Annotated in this window: 11 protein-coding genes and 1 tRNA gene; 8 read left to right on the top strand and 4 right to left on the bottom strand. The window is 44.3% G+C overall.

Annotation, left to right across the window (positions count from 1 at the left end; translation table 11 throughout):
* Nucleotides 1–44: 44 nt before the first annotated feature.
* The 4 genes from NST45_RS20780 (at nt 45) to NST45_RS20765 (ending at nt 4551) form a co-directional block, all read left to right on the top strand.
* Entirely contained in the window at nt 45–1004 is a 960-nt protein-coding gene (locus NST45_RS20780) for an aldolase catalytic domain-containing protein (protein ID WP_170914180.1), read from the top strand.
* A gap of 244 nt (nt 1005–1248) precedes the next feature.
* Nucleotides 1249–3375, top strand: coding sequence for an EAL domain-containing protein (locus NST45_RS20775; RefSeq protein WP_076141106.1), 2127 nt, complete (start codon nt 1249–1251; stop codon nt 3373–3375).
* A 64-nt stretch (nt 3376–3439) separates the two neighbouring features.
* A tRNA-Gly gene (locus NST45_RS20770) sits at nt 3440–3513 on the top strand.
* Nucleotides 3514–3660: 147 nt separating this feature from the next.
* Nucleotides 3661–4551: a cation diffusion facilitator family transporter gene (locus NST45_RS20765; protein WP_076141107.1), complete on the top strand. Its 891-nt coding sequence runs from the start codon at nt 3661–3663 to the stop codon at nt 4549–4551.
* Between the two features lie 132 nt (nt 4552–4683).
* Here NST45_RS20765 and NST45_RS20760 read toward each other — a convergent pair whose 3' ends face one another.
* Together NST45_RS20760 and NST45_RS20755 are read right to left on the bottom strand one after the other, a co-directional pair.
* Nucleotides 4684–6039: a dipeptidase gene (locus NST45_RS20760; RefSeq protein ID WP_076147558.1), complete on the bottom strand. Its 1356-nt coding sequence runs from the start codon at nt 6037–6039 to the stop codon at nt 4684–4686.
* A 158-nt stretch (nt 6040–6197) separates the two neighbouring features.
* Nucleotides 6198–6881 (bottom strand): SDR family NAD(P)-dependent oxidoreductase, encoded by a 684-nt coding sequence (locus NST45_RS20755; RefSeq protein WP_076100968.1) that lies wholly within the window; start codon nt 6879–6881, stop codon nt 6198–6200.
* 115 nt (nt 6882–6996) lie between these two features.
* Here NST45_RS20755 and NST45_RS20750 point away from each other — a divergent pair, with 115 nt between their 5' ends.
* The 4 genes from NST45_RS20750 (at nt 6997) to NST45_RS20735 (ending at nt 9394) form a co-directional block, all read left to right on the top strand.
* Nucleotides 6997–7392: a helix-turn-helix domain-containing protein gene (locus NST45_RS20750; protein ID WP_244886429.1), complete on the top strand. Its 396-nt coding sequence runs from the start codon at nt 6997–6999 to the stop codon at nt 7390–7392.
* A gap of 117 nt (nt 7393–7509) precedes the next feature.
* Nucleotides 7510–8388, top strand: a complete 879-nt coding sequence (locus tag NST45_RS20745; RefSeq protein ID WP_081382596.1) for an RNA methyltransferase — start codon at nt 7510–7512, stop codon at nt 8386–8388.
* A 33-nt stretch (nt 8389–8421) separates the two neighbouring features.
* Nucleotides 8422–9039, top strand: coding sequence for an NUDIX hydrolase (locus NST45_RS20740; protein ID WP_076147563.1), 618 nt, complete (start codon nt 8422–8424; stop codon nt 9037–9039).
* A 202-nt stretch (nt 9040–9241) separates the two neighbouring features.
* Nucleotides 9242–9394: a hypothetical protein gene (locus NST45_RS20735; RefSeq protein ID WP_155288093.1), complete on the top strand. Its 153-nt coding sequence runs from the start codon at nt 9242–9244 to the stop codon at nt 9392–9394.
* A 101-nt stretch (nt 9395–9495) separates the two neighbouring features.
* Here NST45_RS20735 and NST45_RS20730 read toward each other — a convergent pair whose 3' ends face one another.
* Together NST45_RS20730 and NST45_RS20725 are read right to left on the bottom strand one after the other, a co-directional pair.
* Nucleotides 9496–9963, bottom strand: a complete 468-nt coding sequence (locus NST45_RS20730; protein ID WP_076215022.1) for an ASCH domain-containing protein — start codon at nt 9961–9963, stop codon at nt 9496–9498.
* Between the two features lie 29 nt (nt 9964–9992).
* Entirely contained in the window at nt 9993–11954 is a 1962-nt protein-coding gene (locus NST45_RS20725) for an ABC-F family ATP-binding cassette domain-containing protein (RefSeq protein ID WP_076215019.1), read from the bottom strand.
* Nucleotides 11955–12235: the final 281 nt, after the last annotated feature.

Here is a 12235-nt window from a genome sequence, read left to right as displayed (position 1 = left end):
ATATTCGCGGTTATAATGATTGCAATAGTTGAAGGGAGATAATTATGAAGACTAATCAATGTAAGATTGTTGACTGCACCATCCGAGATGGGGGCCTAGTGAACAACTGGGATTTTAGTGTGGAATTTGTACAAAACTTATATGCCGGCTTGAATGAAGCTGGTGTTGATTATATGGAAATCGGTTATAAAAATTCACCAAAATTGCTCAAAGGAGCAGAGGGTGCCGGACCATGGCGTTTTCTGGACGATGATTTCCTGCGTAAAGTGATTCCGCAAAAAGGTCACACCAAGCTATCTGCTTTGGTTGATATCGGCCGCGTGGATGAGAATGATATTTTGCCCCGCAGCGAAAGTATGCTGGATTTGATTCGTGTGGCATGCTACAGCAAAGATGTAGAGAAAGCCCTCCAATTGGTACAAACTTTCCATGATCTAGGCTATGAGACAACGATCAACATTATGGCTTTGTCTAATGTTATGGAGAATGAATTGTTGGAAGCTTTTGAAATGATCCGTGAGAGCGTTGTTGATGTGGTATATATTGTAGATTCATACGGCAGCTTGGATCACAATGACATGAATTATCTGGTTGAGAAGTTCAAGACACATCTGCCAAACAAACGTCTAGGCGTACATACTCACAATAATCTTCAGTTGGCGTTCTCCAACACGTTGATTGCTGCTGAGAATGGTGTAGAGTTACTGGATGCTTCTTGTTATGGGATGGGACGAGCTGCAGGAAATTGCCCTACAGAGCTGTTAGTAACTCATTTGAAGAATACACGTTACTCCTTGCGCCCTGTGCTTGATATTATTGAACGCCTGATGATTCCTTTGCGTGAGAAAGAGGAGTGGGGCTATATCATTCCTTATATGATCACAGGTACACTTGATGAGCATCCACGTTCAGCAATGGCACTTCGTGCATCTGCAGACAAGGATAAATCCGTTGATTTTTTTGATAAGCTTACAACACCAGAAGTAACCTTTGGTGACAAATAAACCTGAGTTTCTTAGAAGCACTGAACCCTTTCGTAGGGGGAAGTGCTTTTTTGGTTGCCTGCTAGCAGAAAATGGTTTATATTTATGCAAGATTTATGAATATATAACTTATAAACGCGCCTTCCATTTGAATGCCCATAAAAGAAATGTAACTTAAAAGTCCTATCCCGCCGATATTTATACATAGGACATAACTATACTTGAATGTTAATTAATAGATATTATTTTCAGACGCGAGGGACTTATGAGACAAGAAGAGAAAAAGACAATTCAAGCAGCTGCTGTAGGCGCCTTGCTGTTCCTTTTAATTCAAATTTTCCATACATCGCTTAACCGATTGGACGATTGGGATATTATTTCTTCTCTCTATCTCATTGTCGGCTGCTGTAATGTTGCTTTTGGATTTGCGATATTTGCACAGGGCTGGTTATTCTTCTCTAGCAGATTATCTAAAGGAAGATTATATGCTGCTGCTCTTTTTGGTGGAATATGTATTATTGATTTCTTGCATACACTGGGTTTTGTGGGCATCCCGTTGATTTCATCATTCATAACTTTTGAAGAATCGTTGTGGCTGCGAACCCTCTCACGACTAATCAGCGGTTTAGGAATGTTGTTTATTTTTAGCAGGGAAGATAAGCCCGTGTCTGTCTCTGAAAAAAGAAAATTGTTTAGAATAGCCTTCATGCTGATTGTGCTTTCCATTGTTTTGTTTATTCTCAGCCACTCGGCGTTGCCTCAGTTATTAACTAAGCCTTGGATGAATCCTTTGAAGCAGATTGCTGATTTAGCAGTTCTTTTTGTTTACTTGGCAGGTGTTGCAGTTATTGTATTTCCTGAAAAAAGTGAAAAGTCAGCCTCACTGCTTATTATTATTCGAGCACTTATCTTTTTCTCTTTGGGCCAAGCCTTTTTTATGAGTCCATTCAGTAGTGGCAATATAGATGATCTTTTTGGAATGGTGTGTAGCGGAGTTGCTTACTACTTGCTGCTTACCGGAGTATATCGTCTGACGATTGAAGAACCCTTTTACGAAAAGCAGTTGGCTGAGGAGCGGATCAATTATTTAGCCTATCATGATGATTTAACGGGACTTCCCAATAGACGTCGTCTGACGCAGCGTGTAGAAGAGATGATTATTGCTGGAGAGAAGAAAACGAGCGATAAATTCTCAGCGTTAGCTATTATGAATATTAATCATTTCAAGAATATAAATGACTCCCTGGGCCATTTTGCCGGAGACCATTTACTGAAGCTGGTGTCTGAGCGCCTTGTGAATGAGGCTAAATCTACTGAAGAGCTTTATAGTATGGGGGCGGATGAGTTCGCTTTTCTTATGATGGAGAGAGCAAGTCTTGGAGAATGTTTGGTTCGAGCTACGGAGCTGCATCGATTGTTTGAGGTACCTATTGCCTTAGAGTCGGGGGAGTACCATATTTCGCTTAGTATGGGGTTAAGTATTTATCCCGGTGACGGTGAAACTGCGGAACATCTAATTCAGAATGCTGATACGGCGGTACATAATGCCAAGGAACAGGGAGTGGAGATTCGCCGGTATATTCCAGCTATGCAGATGAAAGCAAAGGAACGTCTAAAGCTGGAAAATGACCTCCGCAGAGCGCTTGAACGCAATGAATTCTTTCTGGTGTATCAGCCAAAGGTTTTGCTGGAGACGGAAGAGATCGTAGGAATGGAAGCTCTGCTCCGCTGGAATCATCCGAAACGTGGTCTGGTCTCTCCTGCGGAATTTATCCCGTTAGCTGAAGAGAGTGGACTCATTGTTCCGATTGGGGAATGGGTACTCAAAACAGCTTGTCTGCAGAATAAAAAATGGCAGCTGGCCGGCTATGTGCCGATTTGCGTCTCCATCAACCTATCTATGCGGCAATTCCTTCAGCCCAATCTAGCAGGGAGGATTCATACCATCTTAACCGACATTGGATTAGATCCGTGTTATGTCGACCTTGAGATTACTGAGAGTATGACCTTGGATAAAGAAACAGCCTTTGATCAGCTGAAACGTCTGAAAGAGCTTGGTGTCTTCATCAGTATTGATGATTTTGGTACAGGCTACAGCTCCCTGCATTATCTAAAGAACATGCCGATCGACAGATTGAAAATCGACAGGTCGTTCGTATCAGAGGTTATGGAGGACAGCAACAATGCTGCTATAGTCTCTACAATCACTTCTATGGCGCATCATTTGAAGCTGAAGGTTACGGCTGAGGGTGTGGAGAACAAGGAGCAGCTGCAATTTCTGCGGGAGCAGCATTGTCATGAAGCTCAAGGATTTCTGTTCAGCAAACCTATTCAACCAGCAGAGTTTGAGGCGATATTTTTAAAAAAGGCACCCCTCGGCGCTTCCCTGTAAACTAAAAAAATGTTGATTTTTACTTGTAGAGATGATACAATAACTCTTGTATTCACTTTCTAGTGCGGGTGTAGTTCAATGGTAGAACTTCAGCCTTCCAAGCTGATAGCGTGGGTTCGATTCCCATCACCCGCTCCATAATTCAAACTTCCAAATCCTTGCGATGCAAGGGTTTTTTTATATCCCATCAGCCTATATTGGTTGGTGGGATTTTTTTTGTTTATACTATTTGCCTAATGGAAAAACTTTAATATAGCGTACTTTTAAGAAAAGGTTGTGAAAATTTTGAATGGTGCAAAGATTGCGTTCCTATCTGTACTTAGCAATACATTTATCGTTTCTTTAAAGCTTATAGTCGGAGTACTTACAGGTTCAGTAGCAATTATCTCGGAAGCGATCCACTCCTCCTTAGATTTAGTTGCTTCGTTGATTGCTTTTTTCTCGGTCCGATGGTCAAGTCGTTCTGCGGATAAAACTCATCCTTATGGTCATGGCAAAGTGGAGAATATCTCAGGGACGATTGAAACGTTGCTTATTTTTGTAGCTGGATTCTGGATTATAGATGAGTGTGTTCATAAAATAATGAATCCAACCGCGATCGAACTTCCCTTTTTGGGCATTATTGTGATGGTGGTCGGAGCGGGGATCAATTATATGGTTTCACGCAAGGTTAAAAAGAAGGCAGACGAACTTCACTCTGTGGCTATGAAATCGAATGCTCTGCATTTGCTTACGGATGTTTTCACCTCTTTGGGTGTTGCATTCAGTTTATTATTGGTTACCCTCACTGGATGGACGATACTCGACCCTGTCATTGGGATTGTGTTGGCTCTGTATATTATGGGTGAAGCCTATAAGCTTCTAAAGGAGTCATTTCCTCCGCTGTTGGATGCACGATTAACTGAGGCAGAAGAAAATGAAATATTACATGTCATAAAGTTATTTCAAGGGCGATATATTGAATTTCATGATTTTCGTACCCGCCGATCTGGTCCAGAAGAGTATGTCGACTTTCACCTTGTGATTCCTTCTAAAATGAGTGTTGCTACTGCGCATCAATTATGCGACGAAATTGAACTAGCCATTCAAGGCATATTTGAACGTGCCCAGGTGTTGATTCACATTGAACCCGAACATGAACAGTTGGCTAACAAACCTATATTACATGAAGGCTAATATTTGTGATAGCAATGGTATGGTGGTTTTATAAATGGACTAAGCAATGATGCTCTTTTGTTTGGCCGCATACTAAAAAGCCAGGCTCCCAACTTAGGGAACCTGGCTTTATTTGTTTGTAGCTTGTGTAGCTTAAACAGTCTTTAGGAACTCAACAATGGTGAGTAATCCCTTGTCGAAGTTCTCTAGGTTGAAATGCTCATCCGGTGCATGCAGGTTCTCATCATCGAGACCAAAGCCCATCAGAACGACAGGTGCTTCCAGCACACGGGAGAAGCTCTCCATGATCGGAATGGAGCCGCCGTCTTTGGTGAAGAGGGCACGGGTTCCATATACTTTGCCATATGCGTCTGCTGCAGTTTGCAGAATAGGATTCGACGGATCGATGTTAAAGGCACGTGCCTTCTCCATTTGCTTAACATGCACTTTCGCTCCGGTCTGAATATTAGCCTTCAGATGTGCTTCAACGGCATCGAGGATATGCTGTGGATCCTGATCGCCAACTAAGCGGCAGGTAATCTTCGCATGTGCTTCTTTAGGGATAACCGTCTTACTGCCTTCCCCTTGGAAACCGCCGTATACGCCGTTAAGCTCAAGCGTAGGACGAGCGCCAATCCGTTCTACAAAGGAATAACCTTCTTCGCCGTATAACGATTCCAATCCAAGACCTTCGCGGATTTTATCTTCATTCACACCTTGCTTCACGAATTCTTCCCGCAGCATTGGGGAAAGTTCAGGAACGCCATCATAGAATCCGTCTACAGATACGCGTCCTTTGTCGTCATGAAGCGAGCTTAGCAAAGATACTAGGGCATGCAATGCATTCGGAACGCCACCGCCGTAAGAACCAGAGTGCAGGTCTGTCAAAGCGGTAGTTACATCAACTTCAAGGGAAGCTAGACCACGTAGCCCAGTGCAGATGGCAGGACGACCGCGTTCCAATAGGGATGTATCGGAGACTAACACCGCATCCGCAGCGAGCTTTTCTTTATTGGCTTCAAGGAACGGAGGCAGATTCACACTGCCGATTTCTTCTTCACCTTCGATGCAAAGCTTGAGATTCACAGGAAGAGTACCTTCTTGTTTCAGGATCGCCTCAATGGCTTTGAGGTGAACGAATACTTGTCCTTTGTCATCTGTTGCTCCGCGTGCATAAAGCTTGCCATCACGAATCTCTGGTTCAAATGGAGGTGAGGTCCATAGGTTTAATGGATCTACTGGTTGTACATCGTAGTGACCATACACGAGAATAGTTGGTTTGCCTGGAGCATGAAGATAATCGGCATATATAACGGGATGTCCCGCTGTCGGATGCAACTCAATGTTCTCAAGTCCGGCTTTTTTCAGGGTGTCTGTCAGCCAATGGGCTGCCTTCAGTACATCGTCCTTATGTTCAGATAAGGCAGAAATACTTGGAATTCTGAGCCATTGTTTTAGTTCTTCGAGATGTTCATCCCGGTGGGTTGAAAAATACGTTTCGTATGACATAGTGAGTATGTACCTCCTTAAGTTTTGCTGCGCAAAACCGGCTTTGTAAGCGCCTGGGCATAAGCTTATTGGCCATGCGTGACCGTCTTGTTTAGCATTCTATAGGAACCATTATACTGGAGAACTCACTATGGATCAAAAGCGATGGGGCAAACCTCTCACCAGATGATTGTAGCCGGTGTCACACCTTGGGGAAAAGTATCCTCAGCTTTGCTTTTGTTCATATACATCTCATACCAAACATTAGCGATGAGTTCTGGATCTGTAGCGGTGCCGGGTTTAATGAATACACCAAGTGCTAAATGACCTACATAGATTCCTTGTGGAGCCAAATCTGCATGCAGGTTAAGTGCGTAGTTTCTTAATCCGCTAAGCGCAATGCCTACATTACCCATCATCTGCATGGGATAGATGGAGGACAATCCGGTTGTGAACAGCAGTGCGCCGCTGCGTTTCTCCAGCATCTCAGGCAAGACCTGTGCTACGCTGCGGATAGCGGCTACAACCAGTGCCTGAAAGGCATCCTGTGCATTTTCTTCTGTTACTTGTGAAGCAGGAGTAGGAGGGTAATTTCCACTTGTCGGGCTGAACTCGAGCACATCGATAAAGCCGTATTTTTTCTTGATATTATCGAAGGCTGTGGCTACTTGTTCTTTATTGTATACGTCGGCAGGAAAAGCAGCAGCCTCGATATTCAGTGCTTGCAGTTCCTGAACAAGGGTGTTCAGCTTCTCTTCATTTCGAGAGATTAATGCCACTTGAAATCCGTTGGCTCCGAATTTTTTGGCGATTGAGAGTCCTAAGCCGGGTCCAGCACCTATGATGGCAATGGTCTTTTTCATGATTTATTAGTTCCTTTCCGGTTGTTGATTACTAACAGTAACCATGATAAGCTGAATAGGCTTGAGGGACAAGAAGGCACTATTACATGCTTAAGTTACATGGAGGTAACCACAGTTGGAACATTCAAAGGAAGAACCCACCCGGTTCATGCCGATGCTGGAGGATTGCTCCATTACCCGCCAGATTCTGGACAGGGTCGGAGATAAATGGAGTGTACTGATCATAGTCAATTTAGGTGCTGAAGCTTTGCGGTTCAAAGAGTTGCAAAGGCGCTCTGGAGGGATATCACAACGGATGCTGACCCAGACCCTGCGCCATTTGGAACGGGATGGATTAGTTTGGCGTAAAGCGACGCCTACAGTCCCATTGACTGTGGAATACGGTCTGACGAGCATAGGAGAATCATTGTTGGGACCTTTAACCTCGCTTGTGGACTGGGTCAACAAAAACAATGGGAAGATCGCCAAAGCGCGTATAGATTATGACCACCAGCACGACACACAGGAGTAACAAGACAGCAGAACAATTCACTGGGATAGAGGATGGATTATATTGCATAAGGAAAGTGGAACAAACACATTTATTTATACTTACACCTGTTCAGAGGACGAGTTATCGCTGTGTCAGATGGAGCTGCGATGTCTTTTTGGTGAGCAGGTGCCGACTGTTCTTTTTAAGAGTGAGGTTGAGGTGGATGTCAGCCGCAGTCCCTTCATTAAAGAGCGGATAGATGTAATGTATGAAGGGGACAGTCTGCCTGAGATTTATGATCAAACGGAGCAGGTGGAGCTTGGCGGCAAGACGTTTAAGGTTATTTTTGTGAAGACCAACGATCTGGGCCCTGCAGACAAAATAGAGTATGATGAGCGCAGAGTGATCGAGCGGGAAATTGGGTTGCGGATTGAAGGAGAAGCGGATGTTAACCATCCGGAGCTGGTATACGGCATTGTTACGCTGGGTGGACGCTGGTACTTCGGATCTTATCATAAAAACAAGGCAACTTGGTTCCGCCAAATGAAGAAGCCACGCAGCTATTCTATCGCGCTTAGTACACGTGTTGCCCGTGCCGCGGTTAATATGGCTATTCCGAATCCTGAAGGTATACGTGCTATAGATCCTTGCTGCGGTATTGGAACTGTAATGGTAGAAGCCTTGTCAATGGGAATCGATATGGTTGGACGTGATATTAACCCTATGATTGCTATCGGTGCGAGAACAAATATTGCCCATTTTGGATTCACCAGTGAGGTTACGCTCGGGGATATTGCGGATATCACTGATCATTACGATGTAGCCATTGTAGATATGCCATATAATCTATATTCTAGTATTACACCTGAGGAGCAGTTCGCGATTCTAGTGAATACGCGCCGGATTGCAGATCGGGTGGTTATCGTTGCGATTGAACCGATGGACGAGATGATCACTGAAGCTGGATTTACAATCATAGACCGTTGTGAAGCTAAAAAAGGAGCCTTCTCGCGTCATTTAATGCTTTGCCAGTAATCCTAATCAAGGTACCGAAAAAGGGGTGCAGCAATGGAGCAGAAATGGTTAACGTGGGCCAAAGAAATTCAGGCCATCGCACAGACTGGATTAACTTATGCTAAGGATGTTTATGATATAGAACGGTATCAAGCTTTGCGTGAGCTCAGTGTAGATATCCTCGCTAATTATACCTTCGAAAGCAAGGAGAGAATTAGACTCTCCTTTGCGGGTGAAGGGGGTTATGCTACCCCAAAAGTTGATGTCCGTGGTGTTGTATTCCGGGAGGATAAAATTCTACTTGTTCGAGAGAAGTTGGACGGGAATTGGGCGCTTCCTGGTGGCTGGGGGGACATTGGGCTGTCGCCGAGCGAAGTTGTTGTGAAAGAAATCAAAGAGGAATCGGGTTTTGAGGCAGAAGCAGTTCGCTTACTGGCTGTACTGGATAAGAAATTTCATAACCATCCGCCGGAGCCTTATCACGTGTACAAGTTCTTTATTTTATGCCGCATCGTGGGCGGAGAGGCAATGGAAGGGGTAGAGACAAGCGAAGTTTCGTTTTTTGCTGAAGATAAACTGCCTGAGCTTTCAGCAGAGCGGAATACAGAGGCACAGATTCGGACGATGTTTGAATATTTACGAAATCCGGAAAAAGTAGTAATATTGGACTAAGAATCTGCATATACTGTATGACTTCCGCAAATTTAAGTTTTTAATTATTCAAAATTTGGTTAATAACTAATATGTAAGCACTTACAACGGTTTGGCCGCTGAGCCTTTATATCTACCAAAATTCAAAATTTTAATTTTTTGGGTCGAGCGGTCTACATTTTTTCCTCTACTGTGACGATAAGATATTTTAGGAGGGGATCGCATGGAACAAGAAGAATTGAGCATTCCATTGAAACAGGAAAATGTGGTGCGTCCTGCAGAAGGCAATATTGCCACTGGGCTGGTTTGGGGTATTTTAATCAGCATTCCGTTATGGATCTCTGTTATTGGCTGGATTTTGGGATTTTGGCACTAAACCATAAATTAATGAGGATCTAATTCTGTTGATTTTATAGTATACACAAAAGGCTGTCCCTTCCTTGTGGAAGAGACAGCCTTTTGCGTTTTCTGAAGATCTTAGTCTTTTGTATATACCACTCTAAAGTTCTCACAAACAACTTTCATCTTTGGATCAAAGGGTTTGTTTAAGAATTTTAAGGATTCTCTGGTGAAGAACTGCTCATGATCATGACGCCATGACTTAAGCGTCCGGTCACCTTCTCCTTCAGTATAGGCAAACTCAGCGCTAACCTCATCAAAAGGTATAATTTGTACATTTGTAGTAACAATTATTGCCCGCGGATCACCAGATCCATCCAGCACGATACTGTGACCGCCAACTTGCGGAAACGTCTCGTCACAAGTTTCAAATATATCATAATTTGAAGCAGTTCCTGTCTTGATCCCACGAATCACCAGATCGAGCAGTTCATCGGCCATCTGGGGACTATCACCAAAGGCCCAGGCGTCATAGTTATCCGCTGTTTGTGGATGAAGCTGGGTGTATTCTTTCCACAATAACTTAATCTTCTCTTTGTTGCTCATATGCTCATCTCCTTATAGATCAATCTATTCTATAGACCAGTTGTCTCCATCCATCCTGTATAGAGCTCATCCAACTGTTCCTGTATCGCATCACGTTCTTGTTGCAGCTTAGCAAGTTCAGCTGCATCGCTGCTGATCAGGGGATCTAACATCTTAGCATCGATCACGCCAAGGCGTTCCTCTACCTCTGCAATGGCCGTTTCCCAGTCGAAGGTGGTGTTTTTCCTACGGGAACTGGTGGATTTAGCGTTGGTTTCTTTCCCTGAATCGTTAGATTGAGGCTTATCAAGGCGTGAACTTGTTCGTTCTGCAGAGACAGGTTTAGCTTGATCCGCAAAAGAGGGAGCTAGTAATGCTTTTTCAGCTTGTTTTTCCTTGTAATATTCATAGTTTCCGTTGAACACTCCAAACCGCCCGTCTTCAATGGACCATAGTTTGTGAAATAGGCGATTGATGAAATAACGGTCATGAGATACCGCCAGAACCGTGCCTGGAAATTCCTCTAATGCTTCTTCGAGTGCTTCACGAGAATCTATGTCCAGATGATTGGTCGGCTCATCCAGAATCAGCAGATTTGGCTTGCGATGCATTAGTACAGCGAAACGCAGGCGGGTCCATTCACCACCGGACAGATTCGTAATGTCTTTGAATACATCGGGACCATAAAATAGGAAACGTGCAAGCTGCCCGCGTGCTTCACCTTCTTCAAGTCCAGCTTCTTCGCGGAAGTAGCGGAGTACAGACTGTTTGTTATTTTCAGGAACAGCCTCTTGTGCGAGGTAGCCGACCACAGTTCTTGAGCCGAGTGTACAGCTTCCGCTGTCCGGGGTTTCCTGTCCTAAAATAATTCTTAAAAGTGTACTTTTACCTGCCCCGTTACCGCCGATGAGTGCCGTAGTCTCTCCGTAGCGAAGCACTTCGTTTGCCTCTGCGAAAAGGCTTCGCTGACCATATGCTTTTCCGATATCCTCCAAAATGACAACCTGATTACCGGAACGGTCATTTTGCTGTAGCTGCAAATCCATCGATTTGCGCTCCAGTATAGGACGTTTAACCTTCACCATACGATCCAGTGCTTTTTGCATGGATGCTGCTCTCCGGTAAAAGGAAGGGTTAGGAGGTGTCCCGCGATTGCCAAATTCAATGAGACGTTTGATGCTTTCCTGCATTTGTTTTATTTTTTTCTGCTGCTCTTGATAATCGGCAAATTGTTGAAGAAGTCGTGTTTCCTTCTCCACTTGGTAGCCGCTGTAGTTGGTATGGAAGGTAAAGGCCTCGCCATCCTCAATCTCGATCACTTTCTTGACTACAGCGTCCAGAAAGTAACGGTCATGGGAGATCGCAAGCACTGTTCCATCATAACTCTGTAAAAATTGCTCCAACCATTCAATGGCGTTCATATCGAGATGATTGGTTGGTTCATCCAATAGAAGGATGTCTGGACGGCGCAGCAGCAGCTCCGCTAGTCCGACTTTTGTTTTTTCTCCTCCTGAAAGAGAGGCGAACAATCGGCTGTATTGTCCGGTTCCGATCCCGAGACCCGAGGCTACGCGCTGAATAGAGGATTCGATCTCGTAACCTCCGGCATCCTCGAACTTATCCTGCAAGCTGCCATATTCTTTCAGCAGCCGATTCCAGAGGGTTTCATCCGTTCCGCTGTTAAAGCTGGACATTTCCAGCTCAAGCTCCCGCAGGCGGTGCTGCCATTGCAAAGGTTCGGCAAAGCTGCGCTGCAGAACATCATATACGGTTTCTTTTTCGTTAACTTCTTGAATTTGAGCTAACAGACCTACTACGCTGCCTTTGCGTATTGAGATTTGCCCTTCATCGGGGCGTTCCTCCCCGTTCAGCAGGTGGAATAGTGTCGTTTTGCCACAGCCGTTGCGGCCGATCAGGCCGATTTTTTCCCCTTGGCGGATATCGAAGGTAATGCTATTCAGCACGAGTTGTGCCCCGTGGTATTTTTGAACATTTTGGCATTGGATGATCATATATATTCTCCTTTAAGAATGCCCTTCGCACCGCCAGTACCCTAAATGGCTCCGAAATCCTGTAAAAAACCATAAAAAAAGACCGTAGGGAAATTTCCCCACGGCCTTATCATTCTCCGGTTAACTGATCCGTCCGGGTGATGGCAGGAAAGGCATTTCACAATTGTGTAGTGTTATTAAATTCATACAAATGGACAGACTTCTCCCGTTATCGCCATTTACATGAGCAATGCCAGCTATCGCTTTAGGTAGCCGACTCATAACACTGTTGGTCCAATTGT

Source organism: Paenibacillus sp. FSL R7-0163 (genome assembly GCF_037969975.1).
Taxonomy (GTDB): domain Bacteria; phylum Bacillota; class Bacilli; order Paenibacillales; family Paenibacillaceae; genus Paenibacillus_AQ; species Paenibacillus_AQ odorifer.
The sequence above is the reverse complement of the archived record's forward strand: the minus strand, read 5'-3'. Positions and strand labels throughout refer to the sequence as shown.

Excerpts from the sequence above, each read along its gene's own strand:
- NST45_RS20760 (WP_076147558.1), bottom strand. The coding sequence starts at position 6,039 with ATGTCATACGAAACGTATTTTTCAACCCACCGGGATGAACATCTCGAA.
- NST45_RS20745 (WP_081382596.1), top strand. The coding sequence starts at position 7,510 with ATGGAGCTGCGATGTCTTTTTGGTGAGCAGGTGCCGACTGTTCTTTTT.
- NST45_RS20755 (WP_076100968.1), bottom strand. The coding sequence starts at position 6,881 with ATGAAAAAGACCATTGCCATCATAGGTGCTGGACCCGGCTTAGGACTC.
- NST45_RS20725 (WP_076215019.1), bottom strand. The coding sequence starts at position 11,954 with ATGATCATCCAATGCCAAAATGTTCAAAAATACCACGGGGCACAACTC.
- NST45_RS20735 (WP_155288093.1), top strand. The coding sequence starts at position 9,242 with ATGGAACAAGAAGAATTGAGCATTCCATTGAAACAGGAAAATGTGGTG.
- NST45_RS20730 (WP_076215022.1), bottom strand. The coding sequence starts at position 9,963 with ATGAGCAACAAAGAGAAGATTAAGTTATTGTGGAAAGAATACACCCAG.
- NST45_RS20775 (WP_076141106.1), top strand. The coding sequence starts at position 1,249 with ATGAGACAAGAAGAGAAAAAGACAATTCAAGCAGCTGCTGTAGGCGCC.
- NST45_RS20740 (WP_076147563.1), top strand. The coding sequence starts at position 8,422 with ATGGAGCAGAAATGGTTAACGTGGGCCAAAGAAATTCAGGCCATCGCA.
- NST45_RS20780 (WP_170914180.1), top strand. The coding sequence starts at position 45 with ATGAAGACTAATCAATGTAAGATTGTTGACTGCACCATCCGAGATGGG.